Annotated in this window: 22 protein-coding genes and 1 pseudogene; 19 read left to right on the top strand and 4 right to left on the bottom strand. The window is 72.0% G+C overall.

Annotation, left to right across the window (positions count from 1 at the left end):
• Positions 1 to 130 precede the first annotated feature (130 nt).
• The 10 genes from ribD (at position 131) to ACWIHY_RS09845 (ending at position 8,654) form a co-directional block, all read left to right on the top strand.
• Positions 131 to 1,264: a bifunctional diaminohydroxyphosphoribosylaminopyrimidine deaminase/5-amino-6-(5-phosphoribosylamino)uracil reductase RibD gene (gene ribD / locus ACWIHY_RS09800; RefSeq protein WP_454375096.1), complete on the top strand. Its 1,134-nt coding sequence runs from the start codon at positions 131 to 133 to the stop codon at positions 1,262 to 1,264.
• Positions 1,265 to 1,873: a riboflavin synthase gene (locus ACWIHY_RS09805; RefSeq protein WP_454375097.1), complete on the top strand. Its 609-nt coding sequence runs from the start codon at positions 1,265 to 1,267 to the stop codon at positions 1,871 to 1,873.
• Positions 1,870 to 2,523, top strand: coding sequence for a nicotinamide mononucleotide transporter family protein (locus ACWIHY_RS09810; protein ID WP_454375098.1), 654 nt, complete (start codon positions 1,870 to 1,872; stop codon positions 2,521 to 2,523). Before ACWIHY_RS09805 ends, ACWIHY_RS09810 begins: the two co-directional genes overlap by 4 nt.
• Positions 2,520 to 3,809: a bifunctional 3,4-dihydroxy-2-butanone-4-phosphate synthase/GTP cyclohydrolase II gene (locus ACWIHY_RS09815; protein WP_454375099.1), complete on the top strand. Its 1,290-nt coding sequence runs from the start codon at positions 2,520 to 2,522 to the stop codon at positions 3,807 to 3,809. The genes ACWIHY_RS09810 and ACWIHY_RS09815 overlap by 4 nt, the downstream gene beginning before the upstream one ends.
• A gap of 29 nt (positions 3,810 to 3,838) precedes the next feature.
• The gene (ribH, locus tag ACWIHY_RS09820; protein WP_355267533.1) at positions 3,839 to 4,324 is read left to right on the top strand and encodes a 6,7-dimethyl-8-ribityllumazine synthase; all 486 of its coding nucleotides are present in this window, start codon (positions 3,839 to 3,841) and stop codon (positions 4,322 to 4,324) included.
• 35 nt (positions 4,325 to 4,359) lie between these two features.
• Complete coding sequence (locus tag ACWIHY_RS09825) at positions 4,360 to 4,632, top strand: phosphoribosyl-ATP diphosphatase (protein WP_214905880.1); 273 nt, start codon at positions 4,360 to 4,362, stop codon at positions 4,630 to 4,632.
• Positions 4,633 to 4,694: 62 nt separating this feature from the next.
• Entirely contained in the window at positions 4,695 to 5,552 is an 858-nt protein-coding gene (hisG, locus tag ACWIHY_RS09830; protein ID WP_454375100.1) for an ATP phosphoribosyltransferase, read from the top strand.
• Positions 5,553 to 5,596: 44 nt separating this feature from the next.
• The gene (locus tag ACWIHY_RS09835; protein ID WP_454375101.1) at positions 5,597 to 6,049 is read left to right on the top strand and encodes a PH domain-containing protein; all 453 of its coding nucleotides are present in this window, start codon (positions 5,597 to 5,599) and stop codon (positions 6,047 to 6,049) included.
• Between the two features lie 182 nt (positions 6,050 to 6,231).
• Entirely contained in the window at positions 6,232 to 7,563 is a 1,332-nt protein-coding gene (locus tag ACWIHY_RS09840; protein WP_454375102.1) for a hemolysin family protein, read from the top strand.
• Positions 7,560 to 8,654 (top strand): hemolysin family protein, encoded by a 1,095-nt coding sequence (locus ACWIHY_RS09845; RefSeq protein WP_454375103.1) that lies wholly within the window; start codon positions 7,560 to 7,562, stop codon positions 8,652 to 8,654. Before ACWIHY_RS09840 ends, ACWIHY_RS09845 begins: the two co-directional genes overlap by 4 nt.
• 29 nt (positions 8,655 to 8,683) lie before the next feature.
• Here ACWIHY_RS09845 and ACWIHY_RS09850 read toward each other — a convergent pair whose 3' ends face one another.
• Together ACWIHY_RS09850 and ACWIHY_RS09855 are read right to left on the bottom strand one after the other, a co-directional pair.
• Positions 8,684 to 10,606 (bottom strand): AAA family ATPase, encoded by a 1,923-nt coding sequence (locus ACWIHY_RS09850; RefSeq protein ID WP_454375104.1) that lies wholly within the window; start codon positions 10,604 to 10,606, stop codon positions 8,684 to 8,686.
• 341 nt (positions 10,607 to 10,947) lie between these two features.
• Entirely contained in the window at positions 10,948 to 11,586 is a 639-nt protein-coding gene (locus ACWIHY_RS09855) for a uridine kinase family protein (RefSeq protein ID WP_454375105.1), read from the bottom strand.
• Positions 11,587 to 11,779: 193 nt separating this feature from the next.
• On the opposite strand from ACWIHY_RS09855, the gene ACWIHY_RS09860 reads away from it, so the two are divergent.
• Positions 11,780 to 13,132 (top strand): peptidase C39 family protein, encoded by a 1,353-nt coding sequence (locus tag ACWIHY_RS09860; RefSeq protein WP_454375106.1) that lies wholly within the window; start codon positions 11,780 to 11,782, stop codon positions 13,130 to 13,132.
• Positions 13,133 to 13,178: 46 nt separating this feature from the next.
• On the opposite strand, the gene ACWIHY_RS09865 is transcribed toward ACWIHY_RS09860, so the two are convergent.
• Positions 13,179 to 13,607 (bottom strand): DUF6114 domain-containing protein, encoded by a 429-nt coding sequence (locus ACWIHY_RS09865; RefSeq protein ID WP_454375107.1) that lies wholly within the window; start codon positions 13,605 to 13,607, stop codon positions 13,179 to 13,181.
• 17 nt (positions 13,608 to 13,624) lie between these two features.
• On the opposite strand from ACWIHY_RS09865, the pseudogene ACWIHY_RS09870 reads away from it, so the two are divergent.
• The 4 genes and pseudogenes from ACWIHY_RS09870 (at position 13,625) to ACWIHY_RS09885 (ending at position 18,215) form a co-directional block, all read left to right on the top strand.
• Positions 13,625 to 14,209 (top strand): annotated as a pseudogene (locus tag ACWIHY_RS09870) (TetR/AcrR family transcriptional regulator).
• Positions 14,210 to 14,368: 159 nt separating this feature from the next.
• On the top strand, positions 14,369 to 15,541 hold the full coding sequence (locus ACWIHY_RS09875; protein WP_454375108.1) for an acyl-CoA dehydrogenase family protein: 1,173 nt from the start codon (positions 14,369 to 14,371) through the stop codon (positions 15,539 to 15,541).
• A gap of 421 nt (positions 15,542 to 15,962) precedes the next feature.
• Entirely contained in the window at positions 15,963 to 17,087 is a 1,125-nt protein-coding gene (locus ACWIHY_RS09880) for a hypothetical protein (protein WP_454375109.1), read from the top strand.
• Positions 17,088 to 17,114: 27 nt separating this feature from the next.
• Positions 17,115 to 18,215 (top strand): phosphotransferase family protein, encoded by a 1,101-nt coding sequence (locus ACWIHY_RS09885; RefSeq protein ID WP_454375110.1) that lies wholly within the window; start codon positions 17,115 to 17,117, stop codon positions 18,213 to 18,215.
• Between the two features lie 31 nt (positions 18,216 to 18,246).
• Here the strand turns inward: ACWIHY_RS09885 and ACWIHY_RS09890 are convergent, their stop codons facing one another.
• The gene (locus ACWIHY_RS09890; RefSeq protein WP_454375111.1) at positions 18,247 to 18,651 is read right to left on the bottom strand and encodes a hypothetical protein; all 405 of its coding nucleotides are present in this window, start codon (positions 18,649 to 18,651) and stop codon (positions 18,247 to 18,249) included.
• Between the two features lie 205 nt (positions 18,652 to 18,856).
• Between ACWIHY_RS09890 and ACWIHY_RS09895 the strand changes: the two genes are divergently transcribed.
• The 4 genes from ACWIHY_RS09895 to fxsA all read left to right on the top strand — a co-directional run bounded on the left by ACWIHY_RS09895 (position 18,857) and on the right by fxsA (position 22,888).
• Positions 18,857 to 19,297 carry an Lrp/AsnC family transcriptional regulator gene (locus tag ACWIHY_RS09895; protein ID WP_214970885.1) on the top strand — a complete coding sequence of 147 codons (441 nt, stop codon included), beginning with the start codon at positions 18,857 to 18,859 and terminating at the stop codon, positions 19,295 to 19,297.
• A 58-nt stretch (positions 19,298 to 19,355) separates the two neighbouring features.
• Positions 19,356 to 21,002: an amidohydrolase gene (locus ACWIHY_RS09900; protein ID WP_454375112.1), complete on the top strand. Its 1,647-nt coding sequence runs from the start codon at positions 19,356 to 19,358 to the stop codon at positions 21,000 to 21,002.
• Positions 21,003 to 21,504: 502 nt separating this feature from the next.
• Positions 21,505 to 22,272, top strand: coding sequence for a polyprenol monophosphomannose synthase (locus ACWIHY_RS09905; RefSeq protein ID WP_454375113.1), 768 nt, complete (start codon positions 21,505 to 21,507; stop codon positions 22,270 to 22,272).
• A gap of 46 nt (positions 22,273 to 22,318) precedes the next feature.
• On the top strand, positions 22,319 to 22,888 hold the full coding sequence (fxsA, locus tag ACWIHY_RS09910) for an FxsA family membrane protein (protein WP_454375114.1): 570 nt from the start codon (positions 22,319 to 22,321) through the stop codon (positions 22,886 to 22,888).
• Positions 22,889 to 23,023: the final 135 nt, after the last annotated feature.

The following is a 23,023-nucleotide window of genomic DNA, read 5'->3' on the forward strand; positions in this document are numbered from 1 at the left end:
CGGTCCGGCTCGTCCTCCAAGGGCGATCCCTCTTTCCGGCTACGGCGTCCCGTCGTACCCGTGGGCGTTTCCCGCTCTCTGTCGTCATCGACAGCCCCGGAGTCCGTGCCCGAAGAGGCAGGAGGACCCGGTGGCCACCGCAGCCGAAGCCACGACCGACGCGAACGCCATGCGCCGGGCGATCGCGCTCGCCGCCCGCGGACTCGGTTCCACCAGCCCCAACCCGGTCGTCGGATGCGTCGTCGTCGACGCCGCCGGACAGCCGGCCGGCGCCGGATTCCACCAGCGCGCGGGCGGCCCGCACGCCGAGGTCCACGCCCTGCGGGAAGCGGGGGAGCTGGCGCGCGGCGGTACGGCGTACGTCACCCTCGAACCCTGCAACCACACCGGTCGCACCGGCCCCTGCGCCCAAGCCCTCGTCGCCGCCGGAATCGCCCGCGTCGTATACGCCGTCGCCGACCCGAACCCACAGGCCACCGGCGGCGCCGACACCCTGCGCGCGGCCGGCGTCCAGGTCGAGCAGGGCCTGCTCGCGGACGAGGCGCAGGCCGGCAACATCGCCTGGCTCACGTCCGTACGCCTCGGCCGCCCGTACGTGCGGTGGAAGTACGCCGCGACGCTCGACGGCCGCATCGCCGCCGCCGACTCCACGAGCCGCTGGATCAGCTCCGCCGAGTCCCGCGCCGACGTCCACCGGCTGCGCGCCGAGGCGGACGCCGTGATCGTCGGCTCCGGCACGATGCGCGCCGACGACCCCCACCTCGCCGTACGCGGCACCGCGGCCGCCGAGGGCGCCGCGGCGGTCACCCAGCCCCTGCGGGTCGTCGTCGACACCCACGCCACCGCCGTCAAGCCCGGCGCCCGCGTCCTCGACGACGCCGCGCCCACACTGATCGCGGTCGCCGAGGACGCCGACGCGGCGCACCTGGCCGAAGCCGGGGCGGAGGTCGTACGGCTGCCACGCGCCGCCGGCGGCCTCGACATCCACGCGCTGCTCGCCGCCCTGCACTCCCGCGGCGTGCGCTCCGTGCTCCTCGAAGGCGGTCCGACGCTCGCCGGCGCCTTCGTCGCCGCGGACGCCGTCGACACCGTCACCGGATACCTCGCCCCGGTACTGCTCGGCGCGGGCCCCGCCGCCCTCGCCGACGCCGGAATCACCACCCTCACCGAGGCGTTGCGGCTCGACGTGACCGAGACCGTCCGCATCGGCCCCGATCTGCGCATCACCGCCGTCCCCGCCACACCCGTATCGAAGGAGCACTGAGTGTTCACCGGAATCGTCGAAGAGCTGGGCGAGGTCACCGCCGTCGAGAACCTCGGTGACGCCTCCCGTTTCCGACTGCGCGGACCCCTCGTCACCGAGGACGCCAAGCACGGCGACTCGATCGCCGTCAACGGCGTCTGCCTCACCGTCGTGGACTGCGGGGATGGTGAGTTCACCGCCGACGTCATGGCCGAGACGCTGAAGCGCTCCAGCCTCGGCGCCCTGGCCGTCGGCTCCCGCGTCAACCTGGAGCGCCCGATGGCGCTCGGCGGCCGCCTCGGCGGACACCTCGTGCAGGGGCACGTCGACGGCACCGGCACGATCACCGGCCGCGAGCCCTCCGAGCACTGGGAGATCGTCAAGGTCTCGCTCCCCTCGGACCTCGCCCGGTACATCGTCGAGAAGGGTTCCATCACCGTCGACGGCGTGAGCCTCACCGTCGTCGAGGCCGGGGACGACTACTTCACCATCAGCCTCATCCCCACCACCCTCGACCTCACCACCCTCGGCATCAAGCAGGCCGGGGACCGGGTCAACCTGGAAGTGGACGTACTCGCCAAGTACGTCGAGCGACTGCTGGGCACAGGCCGGAAGGAGAGCGTCAAGTGAGCGCCGTGTCCTGGCTCAACAGCGAGGCCTTCACGGCCTTCGACCAGCACATCATGTGGTCCGACATGATCGGCAACACCATCGGCCTGATCGCCCTCGGTCTCGGATGGCGCCGCTCCATATGGACCTGGCCCGCCCAGTTCCTGTCCGGCGTCGTCCTCGTCGCCGCGTACTCCTCCGCGAACCTCAGCGGCGGCGTCGGCAAGCAGCTGCTGGTCATCGGCGTCGCCCTGTGGGGCTGGCGGCAGTGGCAGCTCGGCCGACAGCAGGCCCAGGACGGCTCGATCGCCGTCCGCTTCGCCACCTGGCGCGAGCGCGCACTGCTCCTCGCCGGAGCGGTCGTCGGCACGCTGGCCGTCGGCGGCCTCTTCACGCTGTACCCGTCGCTGTCCTGGAGCCCCTGGGCCGACGCGTACATCTTCGTCGGCACGCTCGTCGCGATGGTCGCCCAGGCCCGTGGCCTGGTCGAGTTCTGGTTCGCCTGGCTGCTGGTCGACCTGGTGGGCGTCCCGCTCGCCTTCAACAGCGGCCTCGCCTTCTCCGGTCTTGTGTACGTCGTCTACCTCGCCCTCGTCCTGTGGGGTGCCTACGACTGGTGGCAGCGCTCGCGTACGAGCGTGAAGCCCGTCATGGAAGGAGCAGCAGCATGAGTGCCCTGCCCACCTGGTACAGCACCGACAACGCCGAGGACCTGGCCCTCGACCCCGTCGAGCAGGCCATCCGCGACATCGCCGCCGGCCGTCCCGTGGTCGTCGTCGACGACGAGAACCGGGAGAACGAGGGCGACCTCGTCATCGCCGCCGAGATGGCGACGCCCGAGATCGTCGCTTTCATGATGAGCGAGTGCCGCGGCCTGATCTGCGCGCCCATGGAGGGCGACGAGCTGGAGCGGCTCGAACTCCCGCAGATGGTCGAGAACAACACCGAGTCGATGAGTACGGCCTTCACCGTCTCCGTCGACGCCTCCGCCGAACACGGCGTCACGACCGGCATCTCGGCCGCCGACCGCGCCGCGACCCTCCGGCTCCTGGCGAGCGGCCGCTCCACCGCGGGCGACTTCGTCCGCCCCGGCCACATCTTCCCGCTGCGCGCCAAGCCCGGCGGCGTACTCGTCCGCAACGGCCACACCGAGGCCGCGGTCGACCTCGCCCGGCTCGCCGGCCTGCGCCCGGCCGGCGCCATCGTCGAGATCGCCGGCGAGGACGGCGTGATGCTGCGGCTGCCCGAGCTGATCCCGTTCGCCCGCAAACACGGCCTGACGATCATCTCCATCGAGGACCTGATCGCCTACCGCCGCACCTCCGACCCGAAGGTCCGCCGCGAGGCCACCGTCCAGCTCCCCACGACCTTCGGGGACTTCACGGCGTACGGCTACCGCTCGACCGTCGACGGCGTCGAGCACGTCGCGCTCGTGCACGGTGAGATCGGCGACGGCGACGACGTCCTCGTACGGATCCACTCCGAGTGCCTGACCGGCGACATCTTCCGCTCGCAGCGCTGCGACTGCGGCCCGCAGCTGGAAGCGTCCATGCAGCGCATCACCGAGACCGGCCGCGGCGTCGTGGTCTACCTGCGCGGGCACGAGGGGCGCGGCATCGGGCTGCTGTCCAAGCTGCGCGCGTACGAGCTACAGGAACTCGGCCGCGACACCCTCGACGCCAATCTGGAGCTGGGCCTGCCCGCCGACGCCCGCGACTACGCGGCGGGCGCGCAGATCCTCGAAGACCTCGGCGTCCACAGCCTCAGGCTGATGACGAACAACCCCGAGAAGACCGACGCGCTCGTACGGCACGGCCTGACCGTCCTCGATCGCGAGCCCATGCCCGTCAAGGCGGGCGAGCACAACCTCCGGTACCTGCGCACCAAGCGGGACCGGATGGGACACGACCTTCCGTGGCTGGACGGCGCCTCCGCCTCCACCTGCGGCAACCAGTAACTCCGTACCAACCTCGAAGGAGACAACGCGTGAGTGGCAAGGGCGCACCCGAACTGAGTGTGAAGAACTGCGGCGACCTCCGGGTGGCGGTGATCGCGGCCCAGTGGCACGAGAAGGTCATGGACGGCCTCGTCGACGGCGCGCTGCGCGCCCTGCACGAGCTGGGCATCGACGAGCCGACCGTGCTGCGGGTCCCCGGCAGCTTCGAGCTCCCGGTCGTCGCGAAGGTCCTCGCGGGCCGCGGCTACGACGCGATCGTCGCGCTCGGCGTCGTCATCCGGGGCGGAACCCCGCACTTCGAGTATGTGTGCCAGGGCGTCACGAACGGCCTCACCCAGGTCTCCGTCGACACCGGTGTCCCCATCGGCTTCGGCGTACTGACCTGCGACACCGAGGAGCAGGCGCTCGACCGGGCCGGCATCGAGGGATCGAACGAGGACAAGGGCCACGAGGCGGTCACCGCGGCCGTCGCGACCGCGACCACGCTGCGCACGGTCGCCGAACCCTGGCGCTGAGTGGCAGCGGGCCACCCCGTACTCTTAGGACCATCATGGCCAACAAAACCTTCGAAGAGCTCTTCACCGAGCTCCAGCTCAAGGCCGCCAACGGCGACCCCTCCACCTCCCGCACCGCCGAGCTGGTGGACAAGGGCGTGCATGCCATCGGCAAGAAGGTCGTCGAAGAGGCCGCCGAGGTCTGGATGGCCGCCGAGTACGAGGGCAAGGAAGCCGCCGCCGAGGAGATCTCGCAGCTGCTGTACCACGTCCAGGTGATGATGGTCGCCCGCGGGATCTCGCTCGACGACGTCTACGCCCACCTCTGAGCCGCATCTTCTCTTCTCGAACGCACGACTACGACTCCCACCGCACAGAAGGACCTGACCTCATGCTGCGCATCGCCATCCCCAACAAGGGCTCCCTCTCCGGACCTGCGTCGGAGATGCTCCATGAGGCCGGTTACCAGCAGCGCAAGGAGTCGAAAGAGCTTCGCCTCGTCGACCCCGAGAACGAGGTCGAGTTCTTCTACCTGCGGCCCCGCGACATCGCGATCTACGTGAGCTCCGGCCGCCTCGACATCGGCATCACCGGGCGCGACCTGCTGCTGGACTCCGGCGCCAACGCCGAGGAGATCCTCCAGCTCGGCTTCGCCCGCTCGACGTTCCGGTACGCCACCAAGCCAGGCACCGCGACCGGCGTCAAGGACTTCGGCGGCATGACGGTGGCCACCTCCTACGAGGGCATCGTCGCCAAGCACCTCGCCGACGAGGGCATCGACGCCGCCGTCGTCCACCTGGACGGCGCGGTCGAGACGGCCATCGAGCTGGGCGTCGCCCAGATCATCGCCGACGTCGTCGAGACCGGCACGAGCCTGCGCAACGCGGGTCTCGAAGTGATCGGCGAGCCGATCATGAAGTCCGAGGCCGTCGTGATCCGCCGCACCGGCGTGTCCGCCGAGGAGGCCGTCGACCCGAAGGTTGCCCAGTTCCTGCGCCGCCTCCAGGGCGTCCTGGTCGCCCGCAGCTACGTGATGATGGACTACGACTGCCGCGCCGAGCACCTCGAAGCGGCCGTCGCCCTCACCCCGGGCCTGGAATCGCCGACCATCTCGCCGCTGCACAACGAGGGCTGGGTCGCCGTCCGCTCGATGGTCCCGGCCAAGGAGTCCCAGCGCGTCATGGACGACCTGTACGAGCTCGGCGCGCGCGCCATCCTCACCACGGCCATCCACGCCTGCCGCCTCTGACCGCCGTACAGCCGCCCCCACACCCTCTAAGGAACGCGACCGCCGTGTCACAGCCCGAACTCCCCGCCCTGCCGGTCACTTTCCGGCCGACCCGCACCCGGGCCGTCCTGCTGACCGTCGGCGTGGCGATGTTCGCCGTCATCACCGCGATCGCCCTGCTGCTCGAAACGCTCAGCGGCGGGGAGCGGGCCACCTTCATCTTCACCGCGGTCCTGCTCTTCGCCGTACTGCTGCTACTGAGCCGGCCCAAGGTCGTCGCCGACGAGGCCGGCGTCACGGTGGTCAATCTGACCACCAAGCGCCGGCTGGAGTGGGCCGAGATCCTGCGGGTCAACCTGCGCCCCGGCGACGCCTGGGTCTTCCTCGACCTCAGCGACGGCACCAGCCTGCCCGCGCTCGGAATCCAGCCCGGAGTCGCCAAGCAGCAGGCCGTCCGCGACGCCCGCGCCCTGCGCGCCCTGGCGGAATCCCGCGGCACCGGCACACACGACAGCTGAGCACCTGCCCGAGCCGCCCCGGTCCCGTTTACTCTGTTGCAGGCGGCGCCGAGGGCGCCCCGCTCCGCATGTAACGGCGCCCTTTGGCCCGCGGGGCACCTGCGACCCGAGGAGTGACTCCCTCCAGCAATGGACGGATCGTCCGGCAGTATCTGCGCCGCCCCTTCTGCTGAGGCGGCGGCATGACCATCCCCCTCCTGCTGCTCGCTGCGGCATTCCTCCTGATCCTCGCCAACGGTTTCTTCGTGGCCGCCGAATTCGGCCTGGTCACGGTCGAGAAGCAGGACGCCGAGCGCGCCGCGGCCGATGGCGACCGGCGCGCTCGCACCGTCGTCGCGGCGCTGCGCGAGCTGTCCTTCCAGCTCTCGGGAACCCAGCTCGGCATCACCATCACCTCGCTGGTGGTCGGCATGCTGGCCCAGCCCGCGCTCGCCCACCTGCTGTCCGGTCCCCTCACCGCGGCCGGGATACCTGAAGGGGCCGTCTCCGGCGTCTCCGTCGTGGTCGGCATGCTGCTCGCCTCCGCCGTGCAGATGGTGATCGGCGAGCTCGTCCCGAAGAACTGGGCCGTCTCCCGTCCGTTGCAGGTCGCGCGTTTCGTTGCCGGGCCGCAGCATCTCTTCTCGACCGTCTTCCGTCCCGTGATCTCCCTGCTGAACGCGGTCGCCAACCGGCTCGTCCGCATGCTGGGCGTCGAGCCCACCGACGAGCTGGCCTCCGCCCGCACCCCCGGAGAGCTCGTCTCGCTCGCCCGCCACTCGGCGCGGGCCGGCGCACTCGAACAGGACACCGCCGATCTGTTCGTACGCACCCTCTCGCTCGGCGGCCTCACCGCGCAGCACGTCATGACGCCGCGCGTGAAGGTCAGTGCCCTCCAGTCCTCCGCGACGGCGGCGGACGTACTCAACCTCACCCGCGCCACCGGCCTCTCGCGCTTCCCCGTCTACCGGGACCGCATCGACGAGGTCGTGGGCATGGTCCACCTCAAGGACGCGCTCGCCGTGCCCGTGCACGAAAGACTGCGGACCCCGGTGGCCCGGGTCGCCGTACCGCCGCTGATGGTTCCCGAGACCCTCCCCGTGCAGCAGCTCCTCGAGCGGCTGCGCAGCGAGCAGCCGATCGCCGTCGTCGTCGACGAGTACGGCGGTACGGCGGGGGTCGTCACCCTGGAGGACATCGTCGAGGAACTCGTCGGAGAGGTCAGGGACGAGCACGACGACGAGGGCGCCGAGCGGCCGGAACTGGCCGCGGCGCCCGCCGAGGACGGCCATCCGGCCTGGGAGGCGGACGGCAGCTGCCGGATCCTCACCCTGCGGCGCATAGGCCTCGACGTACCCGAGGGGCCGTACGAGACCGTGGCCGGCCTGGTCGCCGACCTGCTGGGACGCATCCCCGCGCCCGGCGACCGCGCCGACCTGCCCGGCTGGCGGCTCTCCGTACGCCAGGTGGACCGCTACCGCGCCGAGCGGGTGCGGTTCGTCCGCACCGCGCAGGTTCCGGAGGCCGTGCGATGAGCGTTCTGCACCTGCTGTTCGCCGTGCTCCTCGTGCTCGCGAACGGCTTCTTCGTGGGCGCCGAGTTCGCGCTCGTCTCCGTGCGCCGCAGCCAGATCGAACCGCTCGCGGCCGAGGGCTCGGCGCGCGCCAGGCAGGTCATGCACGGGCTGGAGAACCTGCCGCAGATGATGGCGGCGGCGCAGTTCGGCATCACCGTCTGCTCGCTGACGCTCGGCGCGGTCGCGGAGCCGACGGTGGCGCATCTGCTGGAGCCGGTCTTCCACGCCGTCCACCTGCCCGCAGGGCTGATCCACCCGCTGGGTTACGTGATCGCGCTCGCCGTGGTCGTCTTCCTGCACCTGGTCATCGGCGAGATGGTTCCCAAGAACCTCGCCATGGCGGCCCCCGAGAAGACCGCGCTGTGGCTCAGCCCGGGCCTGGTCGGGTTCGCCCGGCTGTGCCGCCCGGTGACGGCGGGGCTCGGCGCGTGCGCGCGGGTGGTGCTGCGGCTGTTCGGCGTCGAGGCCAGGGACGAGGTCGAGGCGGTGTTCACCAGTGAGCAGCTCAACCGTCTCGTCGAGGACTCGGGCCAGGCTGGTCTGCTGGAGCCGGGGGAGCAGGAGCGGTTGGAGGACGCCCTGGAGCTCGGCAGCCTCCCGGTCACGGACGTGCTGCTCGACCGGGCGTCCCTGGTCACCGTGGCGCCGTCGGTCACGCCCCGCGAGATCGAGGAACTCACCGTGCGGACCGGCTACTCGCGCTTCCCGGTGTGCGTCGGGGGCGGGGCCTTCATGGGATACGTCCACGTCAAGGACGTACTCGACCTGGAGGAGCGGGAGCGGGGCGTCCCGCAGCAGGTCTGGCGGCCGATGGCGACGCTGAGCGCCGAACTGCCCCTGGACGAGGCGCTGTCCGTGATGCGCCGCGCGGCGACGCATCTGGCGCAGGTCGCGGACGGGGCGGGGCGGGTGCTCGGCCTGGTCGCGCTGGAGGACGTACTCGAGATGCTGGTGGGGGAGGTACGCGACCCCGCCCACCGGGTGGTGGTGCCCCGGCTGCCCCGGGACACGACGCCGGCGGCGGACGAACCGGCGGCGCTCGTGGGGTGAGGGGAGGGCCGGGACCGTCCGCGCGGCGTTCAGAGCGCGGGCGGTTCCTGCCGCCTGCGATTCGCCGGGCCGCGCCCCGACAGGACCTCGCCGTACGCCTGCATCAGGTCCGGCAGGCGCAGCGTCGACAGGTCGTCGCGGGTGGGTGTGGCGGCGTAGCCCGAGAGCCGGAGATCGCGGTACGCACAGCTCTTCTCGTACAGCGTGCGCAGGAAACGGCCGTTCCCCAGCTCGTCGATCCAGCCCTGGTCGACGACGTGCCCGCTGATGCTGCGCAGCTCCTCCAGCGCCTCGTCGTCCCACGCGTCGCCGTTCTCGGCGGCCAGCACCTCACCGATGGACGTCAGCTCCAGCGGCCGGTAACTGGGGAAGTCCACGCGGGTGGTGAAGCGGGACGAGAGGCCGGGATTGACGGCGAGCAGGCGGTCCATGCCCTCCGGGTAGCCGGCGAGGATCACGACGAGGTGGTCCCGGTTGTCCTCGGCGCGCTTGAGCAGCACCTGGAGGGCCTCGTCGCCGTACGCGTCGCCCTTGCTGTAACCGGAGTTGGCGAGGGAGTACGCCTCGTCGACGAAGAGGACGCCACCGATCGCGGAGTCGATCAGCTCATTCGCCTTGACGGCGGTCTGACCGAGGAACTCACCCACCAGGTCGGCCCGTTGGGCCTCCACCAGATGGTCGCCGCCGAGCAGCCCGAGCGCGTAGAACACCCGGCCGAGGATCCGCGCGACGGTGGTCTTGCCGGTGCCGGAGGGGCCGGAGAAAACGAAGTGGCGTTTGGGTGGCTGGACGGGAAGGCCCTGCCCGGCCCGCAGCCTGGCCATGTTCAGCTGCGCGGAGAGCGCCTTGACCTGGCGTTTCACCGGTTCGAGGCCGACCATGCGCTCCAGCTCCGCCAGCGCCTCGGCGAGCAGGGCGGGATCGGAGGGCCCGGACGGAAAGGCCGGGGGCGCTCCCCGCCCCGGCGGTACGGAGGCCTTCTCCCGTACGCCGCGGTCGCCCGCCACCGGCACCGGGCCGCCGGTGAGCGGCGGCTTGCCCACGTCGCCCAGCAGCAGGTCCCGGCCCTCCGGGACCTCGGGCCCCACGAGGCTCTCCGTGTCGCCCGCCGCGTCCGCCGCGTCCTGGCCGATCCCGGCCAGCGATACGGCGGCGAATCCGGCGGAGTCCTCGTACCCGTCGCCCTCGGCGATCGCCGCGAGCCGGGCCGAGGTGTCCATGAAGGCCGGATCCACCCGGTGCACCGCCCGGTACAGCGGCAGCGCGGCCGCGCTGCGCCCGGTGCCCTCGTGCGCGCGGGCCAGCCAGTAGCGCAGTTCCTTGCGCTGCGGCTGCTCGCTGCGGCAGCGCATCAGGGCGGCGGAGAGCATCGGCTCGGCCTGCCCGTACATCTCCAGGCGCACCCGCGCCATGCCGCCGAAGAGCCCGGTCTCGATGCCGAGCAGCGGGTCGTCGACGAGCGGATCGGTGTGGCGTACGAGCTGCTCCCAGTCCTTGACCAGGTACGCCCGGCAGGCGTGCAGGAAGCGCACCTGCGGATCGGCGTCCACCGGCGGCAGCCCGGCCAGCGCGCGGTCGAGCTCGGGCACATGGCGGCCGTCGAGCCAGTGGGACGCGTGGGCGAGCAGCAGGTCGCGCGGTTTCTCCAGGACTGGCTGGACCCACCAGCCCAGCCAGTACCAGGAGTTGAGGGTGCGCCGGTGCCGGGCCCGCTGCTCGCCGAAGCGCTCGCGGTGGCGGTACATGCGCAGCAGCGCGGTGGTGGTGTCGATGCGCAGCGCGTGGAGGCCGAGCCAGCCGTCGGCCATGCCGGGGTCCATCCGTACCGCGGCCCTGAATTCCTCTTCCGCCTGCGGGTACGCGCCCATCGTGTAGGCGTCGACACCACGCAGCCAGGCGAGGTCGGCCGGGGCGTTCACGCCCTGCGTGCCGAATTCCGTCACATCCCCCACGAACTGTGCCCCCCGTGATGTGCCGCCGGGCCTGAGCCCGTCGGCAGGTCTCAGAACCGCCGTGTCGCGGACGGGAATTGACCGCACCGAAGGGCATCGTACCTGTGCGGGTGGTCCGGGACTAAGAGTGCCGCAGGCCGGAGAGTGACGGTGACCGAGGGTGAGCGAACTGCGTCACGCGGGGCCCGGAGAAGGGGCTCTGGGCAGAACGAAGCCCCCGATCACGGGGGAACAACCGGGGGCTTCGCGTCTGCGGCGGCTTCGGAAAGCCGCACATTGAGAACGTAAGACCTGTACGCCCCCTGGGTCAAGCGGAGTTGAGGCACTCACGGGGGAGCTTTTCAGGCCGTTCCCGAGGGTGGGGCCTGGCGGTCACGGACGGTGACGCCATGGTTCGGCAACGCTGTCGCGGAAGTCCCTTGGCGCCACTCGTACCCCCCCTGACACTGCCGTACCAGCAGATCCGCGTACGGTCGCGAGGGGTCCGCGGCGAAATGGCGTATCTCCGCCGCTGTCCATCCGTCCCAGAATGCCGCCTGGGCCTGCCCGTCCCTGCGCCGCCCGCGCGCCCACGACTCCTCGGCACCCAGATCCATCCAGAGCAGCCGCGCGAGTTCCGGGCGTACGGCGGCCCGCCCGGCCCCGACGCCCTCGATCAGCACGACGGGCGCGGGGACCAGCGGGCACGCGGGACCGAAGCGGCGGCGCGTCCAGTCGTACGGCGCGTACCGCGCGCTCTCCCCGCGCGAGAGCGGACCCGTCACCTGCTCGAACAGTCGTCCGGTCCACTCGAAGAGCTCGTCGTGGGTCGCCAGATCGTCGAGGTGCAGCACAGGAGCGCCGCCGAGCGCGGCGGCGAGCCGGGCGGCGAAGGTGCTCTTGCCCGAGCCGGCGTGCCCGTCGACGGCGACCAGGCGGACGGGGCCGCAGGAGGGCGGCAGCGCGCGCAGGGACCGGGCGAGCTGATCGAGACGTTCCACGCCTCCACCCTAGGCGGCGCACCGGGTGGCCTTTCTTCCCCACCTCGGCCGGGCTCCGCCGCCACCGGTCCACACCAATATTGGTGGAGCGACGCGGTCCCAGGTGCTGGCAGAAGGCCGACGCCACCGGTCATAGTTGGCCCACTGTCGTGCACCTGCCCGCGCATCCGCATCCGACTCGGGGGCCATGACCATGACCAGACCCACTTCCCGCCGCACCGTTCTGACCGCGGCGATCGCCGCCGCCGTCGGCGCCACCACGGCGTCCGCCGCCGCTGTCGGCACCGCGACCCGCGCCCCCTCCCGCGCGCCCTCCCGCCCGGTGGACAACCGCTTCTGGTCCTCCGCCACGGACTGGCGTTCCGGCGCGGCGGACGGCACCAGGGCGGTGGCGGGCCGCAGGCCCGGGCTGGTCATCGGTACGCCGTCGGGCCGTACCGACTACACCGACCCGCACACCGGCACCACCTCCACCTGGGAGAGCGCTACCTGGACCTCCCCGGTCCACCGCTCCACGGTCCCGGCGACCGAGGTCATCGCCTCCTGGAACGCGCACACCCCGCCCGGCACCTGGCTGGCGGTCGAGCTGCGCGGCACCTACTCGGACGGCACCGAGACGCCCTGGTACGTCCTGGGCCGCTGGGCCGCGGGCGACGGCGACATCAGGCGCACCTCCGTCGACGACCAGAGCGACGGCCGGAGCAGCATCTGGACCGACACGTTCTCCATGAACAGTTCGGCCGGCGCCCTGCGCCTGGCGTCGTACCGGCTCAGGCTGACCCTCCACCGCAAGCCCGGCACCGGCCTGACCCCGAAGGTCTGGCGCCTGGGAGCGATGGCCTCCGACATCCCGGACCGCTTCACCGTGCCCGCCTCGCGGTCCCGCGTCGCCCGGGAGCTCGCCGTACCGCGCTACTCGCAGAACACGCACATCGGCCAGTACCCCGAGTACGACAACGGCGGTGAGGCCTGGTGCAGCCCCACGTCCTCGCAGATGATCATCGAGTACTGGGGCCGCAGGCCCACCGCCGAGGACCTGGCGTGGGTCAACCCGGATTTCGCGGACCCGCAGGTCTGCCACGCGGCGCGCTTCACCTTCGACTACCAGTACTCCGGCTGCGGCAACTGGCCCTTCAACGCCGCGTACGCCGCGACGTACAAGGCCATGAGCGCCGTCGTCACCCGCCTCCACTCGCTCACCGAGCTCGAGAGCCTGATCCGCGCGGGCATCCCGGCCATAACGTCGCAGTCCTTCCTCAAGGAGGAGCTGACGGGAGCGGGCTACGGCACGTCGGGGCACCTCATGACCGTCATCGGCTTCACACCCGACGGCGACGTGATCGCGAACGACCCCGCATCCCCGGGCAACCAGGCCGTACGCCGCGTCTACAAGCGCCGCGAGTGGGAGAACATCTGGCTGCGGACGAAGCGCTACAACGCGAGCGGGAAGGTGGTGTCCGGCACAGGCGGCGTCTGTTACGTCTACTGGCCCGCCCGCCCCACGGCCGCCCAGCGGCGCGCTCTCGCGGCCGTCGGCATCCGCTGAACCCACCGGGCCGCCCCGGGGCGTGGCGCACGTCATCTGCCCGCGATCAGGAAGCCGTGCGGCGCGAAGAGAGTCGTGGTGACGGTCGGCGGCTTACGCGCCGCGCGGACCGCCCCGGGCTCCGGCGGCCTCCGCGCCGGGCCCTGCCCCAGCGCCGCCAGCAGGACGACCGGCAGCGGGCCGCGAGCGTCCGGGGCCCCTGCCCTTCCCGCAGCGGTGACGACTCCTCCCGCTCCTCCACCCGCACGGGCGTCCAGCCGAACCCCATGGCGCTGCCCGCGATCCCCAGGCCCATCCCGACCACGAAGCCTCCGAGATTGGTCGCGGCGAACGACAGGACGGACAGCAGCGCGTTGACGCTCACGCAGTGGCGCGTGTGCGGCAGGAACCACAGGAACAGGTCCGCCGCGATCAGCGCCAGCCCGATCCCGATCCCGATCCCGATCGCCGCGAGCCCGCCGAGCCCGAGGCTCACCAACCGAGCGATCGCAGGTGCGCCGCGCCGAACTCATCTCGACCGGGCGGAAGTTGTTCGCCGATACGTCGTACGACGCCCTGTCGATGGACGACATCGCCCGGCACGCGGGTGTCGCCAAGGGCTTGATCTACTACTTCAAGAGCAAACGCGGTTGCTAACTCGCCATCGCCGAGGAATCGGTCGCCGACCTGGTCGCGCGGGCCGGCAGCGAGCCCGACCTCCCGACCGCCGAGCGTGTCCAGCGGACCATCGACGGCTATCTGCGCTACGCCCAGCACCACCAGGCGGCGCACCGCACGATCGTCACGGGCGGCGTCGGCTTCGACACCGAGGTGCAGGCCGTCCGGGACGCGGTGCGCGAGGAGCTGATCGCGACCATCGCGGAGGGGGCGTACGGCCACCGCGGCATCCCGCTGACCGCCCGGTTGGCCCTGATCGGCTGGATGACCGGGGTCGAAGGGGTCACGCTGGACTGGATGGGTCATCAGGAGCTCGGCCGCGAGGCCGTACGCGAGCGGCTCACCAGGCTGCTGCGCGCCACGCTCCGTACGATCGAGGAACTGGAACCGACCTGCCCCGCGCCGTCCACAACCCCGTGACGGAAGGCATTCCATCGGGCATACTCAACGCGCCACAGCCGCTGGCCAGCGACTTCCGTGATCCGGACGAGTGCCGGCGGCCAGGCAGTGAGACCGGCGGCGCCGCCACACCCTGCGCGCGCGACCGCCGCAGCGCCCGACAGGGAGGAGAGCGCCCCCATGCCCGACCGCGCCCCGCAGCCGGTGGAACGATGGCTGCCCACCGAGGAGTCCCGGGATCTGCTCGCGCTCGTGCGCGACATGATCCAGCGAGAGATCGCCCCCGGGGCCGCAGCCGAGGAGGACGCCGGGCACTTCCCGCGCGAGATCTTCGCGCTGCTCTCCGAATCCGGTCTGCTCGGTCTGCCGTACGACGCCGAGTACGGCGGCGGAGACCAGCCGTACGAGGTCTATCTCCAGGTACTCGAAGAGCTCGCCGCCGCCCGCCTCACGGTGGGACTCGGCGTCAGCGTCCACAGCCTCGCCTGTCACGCGCTGGCCGGCTACGGCACCAAGGAGCAGCAGGCCACGCATCTGCCCGCCATGCTCGGCGGCGGCCTGCTCGGCGCCTACTGCCTTTCGGAGCCCGCCTCCGGATCCGACGCGGCCTCGCTGCGCACCAAGGCCGTGCGCGACGGTGACGACTGGGTCATCACCGGCACGAAGGCCTGGATCACCCATGGCGGGGTCGCCGACTTCTACACCGTTCTGGCCCGTACGGGCCAGGAGGGCGCCCGGGGCATCACGGCCTTCCTGGTGCCCGGCGACGCCGAGGGGCTGAACGCCGCGGCGCCCGAGAAGAAGATGGGCATGAAGGGCTCGCCCACCGCCCAGCTCAACTTCGACGGCGTACGTGTCCCGGACTCGCGTCGCATCGGCGAGGAGGGGCAGGGCTTCGCGATAGCGCTGTCCGCGCTCGACTCGGGCCGGCTCGGGATCGCCGCCTGCGCGGTCGGGGTCGCCCAGGCAGCGCTGGACGAGGCCGTCTCGTACGCGACCGGACGGCAGCAGTTCGGCCGGCCGATCGCCGACTTCCAGGGCCTGCGCTTCATGCTCGCCGACATGGCCACCCAGATCGAGGCGGGCCGGTCGCTGTATCTGGCGGCGGCGCGCCTGCGGGACGCGGGACGCCCCTTCTCGCGGGAGGCCGCGATGGCGAAGCTGTTCTGCACCGACGCGGCGATGCGCGTGACGACCGACGCCGTCCAGGTGCTCGGCGGCTACGGCTACACGCTGGACTTCCCCGCCGAGCGCTTCATGCGCGAGGCGAAGGTGCTCCAGATCGTCGAGGGCACGAATCAGATTCAGCGCATGGTCATCGCCCGCCATCTCGTGGGTCCCGAGACGCGCTGAGCCGCCCCGCGTCCGGCCATGCCGGGGACGCCACGAGCCGGGTCCACTCCGGGTCGCGGCGCCCCGGCAGGGTGCGGCCGTGACTGTGCCACTGGCGCAGGAGCGCGCGATAGAGGGGCGGGTCCGAGGGGTGCGGAACCGATTCTGCGGTAACGGAGGGCGGGGGAACGAGGCGCCGGCGTCCGTCGCCTACCTGGGTGTACTGCAGGGTCATATCGGGCCAACAGCCGCAAGGCCCCGGGGGTTATCGCCGGTCTCATTCGGGCGTCCGTTCGCGCGGTGAACCGGGGCGCCCCGGGCGGTGACGCGCGTATGGCCCTGAACGGGCTTTCTGACGTACCGTCAAATCCGCCGCCGGGGGTCGCGCCTCCGGGCGACGCGTACGCCGTGTCCCGCTCCGTCCGCGCCCAGGAGGACCGCTGTGGCCGAGGACCGCCCGATCGCGCTCGACGAATACCCGATCCACCAGGCCCCGCTGTCGATGAAGCACGTCGCCACGGGGGACCGCAACGCTTATGACCGCTGCATCTTCCACGTCGTCGACCACACCGGCCGCGCCCTGCTCATCGCCGGACTGGGCGTCTACCCGAACACCGGAGTGATCGACGCCTACGCGACGCTGCGCACCGGCGACCGGCTGCACGCCGTGCGCGCGTCCGACGCCCTCACCGACGACCGTATGAACCTCGCCGTCGGCCCGTTGCGGATCACCGTCGACGAGCCGCTGCGCCGCTTCACGCTCCACTGCGACGCCGACCCCGGCGACCCGGACTCCCTCTCGTACGACGTCACCTGGACGGCCGCCTTTCCCGCCGTCTGGGAGCCGCACCACGTCCAGCGGCGCGGCGACCGCCTGATGCTCGAAGGCCGCCGCTTCGTCCAGGCCGGCGGCTGTACGGGCGTGATCCGCACCGGGGGAGAGGAGATACCGCTGACCGCGGGGGAGTGGACCGGCACCCGCGACCGGAGCTGGGGCGTGCGGCCCATCCCCGGCGAGGACGGCGGCCGGGCCGCCGAGGAACACCGCCCCGAGGGCTTCCACTGGCTCTGGATCCCGGCGCGCTTCGACGACCGCTTCCTGATGGTGATCGCCCAGGAGGACGCCGACGGTCACCGCACCCTGAACGAGGCGCTGCTGGTGCGCGAGGGTGAGCGCGACGTCCAGCTCGGCTGGCCGCACGCCGACATCACGTACCACCCGGGCACCCGCCACCCCGAGCGCGCCCTCATCCACCTCACGGGGCCCGGGCGCAAACCGCTGGAGCTCGGTGTCGAGATCCTCAACTCCTCACCGCTGGCCGTCGGTGCCGGCTACCCGCCCGCGACCGACTGGCAGCACGGCAGCTGGCAGGGGCGCGGCTGGACCGACCGGCGTACGTACGACCTCTCCGATCCCGCCGCGCACCCCATGGCGGCGTACGGCGTCACCGACCACGCGGCCCGCTTCACCCTCGACGGGCGGACCGGTTACGGCGTCTTCGAGCACGGCACCTTCGGCCGTCACGACCCGAGCGGCTTCACCGGCTACGACTCCCTGGCCCTCTGAGCGTCGCCCTCCCGACAGGAGTACGGCATGGCAACCGCACCCCGCCCGCGCACCACCACCCGCGACCCCGAGGAACTCGGCCGCCGCCTCACCGCCTGGCTCGACGCCCGGCTGCCCGGGGCGCGGGTCAGCGGCGTCAACGCGCCGGACTCCAACGGCATGTCGAGCGAGACTCTGCTCTTCGATCTCGCCCACCCGTCCGCCCCGGTGGGCGCCTGCGCCCTGCGGCTGGCCGCCGATCCCGCCGCGTACAGCGTCTTCCCCGTCTACGACATGGCTCGCCAGCACCGCGTCATGAGCCTCGTGGCCGAGCACACGGATGTCCCCGTGCCGCGTGTCCTGTGGCTGGAGGAGGACCCCGAGCCGCTCGGCGCGCCCTTCTTCGTCATGGAGCGGGTGGAGGGCCGCGTGCCGCCGGACGTCATGCCCTATACGTACGAGGGGAATTGGCTGTACTCCGCCACCGAGGCCGAACGCGCCCGGCTCCAGGACGCGACGCTGACCGTCCTGGCGCGCCTGCACGACCGGTTCCCGCCGAAGGAGGCGCAGTTCCTGATGGCGCCGGGCACGGGCAGCCCCCTGCGCCGCCACGTCACGGCCCAACGGGCGTACTACGACTGGGTCGTGGACGGCGTCGCCCGCTCACCGCTCATCGAGACCGCCTTCGACTGGCTCGAGGCGCACTGGCCCGACGACCCCGGCCCCGCCGTGCTCAGCTGGGGCGACGCCCGTATCGGCAACATCATCTACGACGGCTTCGAGCCCGCCGCCGTACTCGACTGGGAAATGGCGTCCTGCGGCCCGCGTGAACTCGACCTGGCCTGGACGGTCTACCTGCACCGCTTCTTCCAGGACCTGACGGTGGGCTTCGGCCAGAGCGGCCTGCCGGACTTCCTGCGACGCGAGGACATCGAGCGCCGGTACGCCGAACTGACCGGGCACACACCGCGGGACATGGAGTTCCACACGCTGTACGCCGCTCTGCGGCACGCCGTCGTGATGCTGCGCATCGCCTACCGGCAGGTGCACTTCGGCGAGGTCCGGGTCCCTGAGGACCCGGACGCGATGATCCTGCACCGGGCGTCACTGGAGGCGATGGTGCGCGGAACGTACTGGGACACGCCCTGAGGCGGACGCGGCCGCCCCCGGGCCGTGCTTCCTAGGCCGCGCGCCGCAGTTGTGACGTCTTGAGCGGACGGGAGCCCGGGCCGCCGACGTGCGAGAACGGCTGCGTCCGCCAGTCCAGTCCCTGAGGGAGCGTCAACAGCAGTGCTGTTTCCTGCTCCTGGACCTCGAGCGTCTCGTCGGCGGGCTTGGCGTCCGCCGCCGGGCGCCCGGTGCCGGCGCAGGCCGTGAGCCCGAACGGGTTCCACGGCGTGGGGCACTTCGCGTGCTCGGGAAGGACGGTCTCGTCGGCCAGCAGCGCGATCGGCTGGGCGCAGTCCGGGCAGATCACCCGGAACATTTCAAAGGTGTCGTACGTGTCGAAATCATCGATCTCATCGTCGTCGACGGATTCAACAGGCTCCGGTTCGGTACGTCCGGTGCGCTTCAGGCTCTGCATGGAGACACTCCCCCTCGGGTGGGCCGACAAGGCGCTGCGGCCTCGACCACAGCAAGCACTTCCCGTCGCGCACGCGCGGTAATCGGCGCCTGCCCGACGGACACGGCCGCAGGCCTGTGGCGTTCGTCACATGCCCGCCGCAGATGCCCCTCCGGAGGGGCCCCGGCTGTGCCTGGGGACCTCCGGGGCAATAGGTTGACCGGCTATGGAGGAGCTGGATCGTCAGATCGTGGATTTGCTCGTCAAGGACGGGCGGATGAGCTACACCGACCTGGGCAAGGCCACGGGCCTGTCCACCTCGGCCGTGCACCAGCGTGTGCGCAGGCTGGAGCAGCGGGGTGTCATCCGTGGCTATGCCGCGGTGGTCGACCCCGAGGCCGTCGGGCTGCCGCTCACCGCTTTCATCTCGGTGAAACCGTTCGACCCCAGCGCCCCCGACGACATCTCGGAACGGCTCGCGGGCGTTCCCGAGATCGAGGCGTGCCACAGCGTGGCGGGCGACGAGAACTACATCCTCAAGGTGCGCGTCGCGACCCCGCTCGAGCTGGAGCACCTGCTGACCCGGATCCGTTCCCTGGCCGGCGTGTCCACCCGTACGACCGTGGTCCTGTCCACGCCGTACGAGGCCCGGCCGCCGCAGGTCTGACCCGTTGCCCACGGCCCCGCGCACGGAACGGCCCGCGCGAGGGGCGAGACTGTTCCCCATGACCGAGCACAACGCCCCCACTCCCCAGGCCGAACACCGCACCGTGCTGCTGCGCGGCGGCGAGGTCCACAGCCCCGCCGATCCCTTCGCCACCGCGATGGTCGTCGAGCGTGGGCATGTCGCCTGGGTGGGCTCCGAAGGGGCGGCCGACGCCTTCGCCCCGGGCGTCGACGAGGTGATCGACCTCGAAGGGGCTCTGGTCACCCCCGCGTTCACGGACGCACATGTGCACACCACGTCCACCGGCCTGGCGCTCACCGGCCTCGACCTGTCCGGCGCGCGCAGCCTCGCCGGCGCGCTGGAGCTCGTACGGGCCCACGCCTCCGCGGCCCCCGCGGGCCGGATCCTCCTGGGCCACGGCTGGGACGCCACGCGCTGGCCGGAGCAGCGGCCCCCGACCCGCGCCGAACTCGACGAGGCAGCCGGCGGGCGTCCGCTCTACCTGCCCCGCGTCGACGTCCACTCGGCCGTCGTCAGCACCGCCCTTCTCGACCTGGTCCCCGGCGTCACCGGGCTCGCGGGCCACCACCCGGACGCCCCGCTCACCGCCGCCGCCCACCACGCCGTACGCGCGGCGGCGCACGGCGCCGTCACCCCCCAGCAGCGCGCGGAGGCGCAGCGCGCGGCGCTCGCCCACGCGGCCTCGCTCGGTATCGGTGCGGTCCACGAGTGCGCGGGGCCGGACATCTCCGACGAGGAGGACTTCACCGGTCTGCTGAAGCTGGCGGCCGCTGAGCCCGGCCCGCGCGTCTTCGGCTACTGGGCTGAGCAGGTCGCAGGCGCGAAGGACGCCGAACGTGTGCGCGAACTCGGCGCCACGGGCGCGGCGGGCGACCTCTTCGTCGACGGTTCCCTCGGCTCGCACACCGCCTGCCTGCACGCCCCGTACGCCGACGCCTCCCACACCGGCACCGCCCACCTCGACACAGCGGCCGTCGCCGCCCATGTCACCGCCTGCACCGAGGCCGGACTCCAGGCCGGCTTCCACGCCATCGGCGACGCCGCCCTCACCTCGGTCGTCGACGGGGTGCGCGCCGCCGCCGAGAAGCTCGGCCTCGCCCGGATCCGCGCCGCCCGCCACCGCGTCGAGCACGCCGAGATGCTCACCCCCGCCACCATCGCGGCCTTCGCCGAATTCGGCCTGACCGCCTCGGTGCAGCCCGCCTTCGACGCCGCCTGGGGCGGCGAGGACGGGATGTACGCGCAGCGCCTGGGCGCCGAGCGGGCCCGTACGCTCAACCCGTACGCCGCGCTGCTGCGCGCCGGTGTGCCGCTGGCCTTCGGCTCCGACAGCCCCGTCACCCCGCTCGACCCGTGGGGCACCGTCCGCGCCGCCGCCTTCCACCGCACGCCCGGGCACCGCGTCTCCGTACGCGCCGCCTTCACCGCCCACACGCGCGGCGGCTGGCGGGCCGTCGGCCGCGACGACGCGGGCACCCTGGTCCCCGGGGCCCCCGCCGACTACGCGGTCTGGCGCGCCGACGAGCTCGTCGTGCAGGCACCCGACGACCGGGTCGCCCGCTGGTCGACCGACCCGCGCTCGGGAACGCCCGGCCTGCCGGATCTCACGCCCGGCGCCGAACTCCCCGTCTGCCTGCGGACGGTGATCCTCGGACAAACTGTTTACCTGAGGCCGAACGAGTGATGTGCGCCGGCCGCGTACCGCCGATCGGTGTTCCCGCGCGGCCCCGTGCCACCTGCGTACCTTCCGCACTGACCTGCTGATTTGGGCAAACACCCCAGGTCGAACGACTGTTGACAGAAAGCGGCCACCGGCGGGTAGGTTCGGCCGAGTCCACCGCAGGACGTCCGACCGGCAAACCTCCACGCAGTCGTCGAACGCCGCTGGGTCATGGGGTGGTGTGCCGCACCGGCGCACCAGTACTCGGAGCCAGGTTCAGCGCCCGCGCCTCGGGGGCGAGGGAAGGTTTCAGCCGACCGGCAGGTGGGACCCGGGTGGGGCCCGGGACGTTCAGTAGACAACGGCTCTCGGCCGACCCGCAGCCGGCGGGCCCGGGGCCGGCCCGAAGGACACCGGGCCCCGACCCGCAGAAACGACTTGTCGCTTCCTCCGGACAACACCGTGCCGGCCCGCTGACCATGCTCGCTATGGTGGGGCAACGGTGTACGGACATTAAGGGGAAGCAGTGAACGACGGCGGTCAGAGGCGTTACGGCCCGCTCGGCAGAGCCTTGGTGATCATTCCGACCTACAACGAGGCCGAGAACATCAAGCCGATCGTCTCCCGGGTGCGCGCCGCGGTTCCCGACGCGCACGTCCTGGTCGCCGACGACAACAGTCCCGACGGCACCGGAAAGACCGCCGACGAGATCGCGGCCGCCGACGACCAGGTGCACGTCCTGCACCGCAAGGGCAAGGAAGGGCTCGGCGCGGCCTATCTGGCGGGCTTCCGCTGGGGCATCGAGCACGACTACGGCGTACTCGTGGAAATGGACGCGGACGGCTCGCACCAGCCCGAGGAACTGCCCCGGCTGCTGACCGCGCTCAAGGGGGCCGACCTGGTTCTCGGCTCGCGCTGGGTGCCGGGCGGACGTGTCGTCAACTGGCCCAAGCACCGCGAGGTGCTCTCGCGCGGCGGCAGCACGTACTCCCGGGTGCTTCTCGGCGTACCGATCCGCGACGTGACCGGCGGGTTCCGGGCCTTCCGTGCGCAGACGCTGGAAGGGCTGGGCCTCGAAGACGTCGCCTCCCAGGGGTACTGCTTCCAGGTCGACCTCGCCCGCCGGGCGGTCGAAGCCGGCTACAACGTGGTCGAGGTACCCATCACCTTCGTCGAGCGCGAGCTGGGCGACAGCAAGATGAGCCGTGACATCGTCGTCGAGGCGCTGTGGCGCGTGACGGCCTGGGGCGTCGGCTCCCGGGCGAACAAGCTGCTCGGGCGCAAGCCCTCCTGATCTCTCCTTTACGCCGCTCAGGCGCCCGTACAGGCACACTGGGGGCATGACGACCGGCTCACCGCCCCCGACAGTTTCCAAGCGTTCACGCGCACGCACCTTCGTACCGCTCGGCGTCGCCGCCTGGCTGGTGCTCGAGATCTGGCTGCTGACCCTCGTGGCCGGCGCCGCCGGCGGCTTCACGGTCTTCCTGCTGCTGGCCGCGGGCCTCGTGCTCGGCGCCGTGGTGATCAAGCGGGCCGGCCGGCGCGCGTTCACGAACCTCACCGAGACGCTCCAGCGGCAGCAGGCGGGCGAGACGCCCGCCCAGCGCCGGGGGAGCAGCGGCAACGGCTTCCTGATGCTCGGCGGCCTGCTGCTGATGCTGCCCGGAATGATCTCGGACGTGGCGGGGCTGCTGCTCCTCGTACCGCCCGTGCGGGGGTTCCTCGGCAAGTACGCCGAGCGCTCCCTGGAACGCAGGATGAGCGCGGCCGGGGCCGGCAGTCTGGGCGACGCCTTCCAGCAGGCCCGTATTCACCGCCCGGACGGCAAGGTCGTCCAGGGTGAGGTCATCAGGGAGGAGCCGCCCGCGGGCCGGCGCGACGACAGCCCGCGGCCGCCGCTGAACCCCTGATTCCGGCCGGCGCCCCGGGGGGTGTGACGCCCCCCGGGCATGACAAGAGCCGCGGGGGGGGGGGGCACCAAACCAGGTGGAAAAAACCCCCCCCCCTAGCCATCAGATTTATACGCGAAAGCGCCACCCCCCGCG

The sequence above is a fragment of the Streptomyces sp. NPDC055287 genome (genome assembly GCF_053646035.1).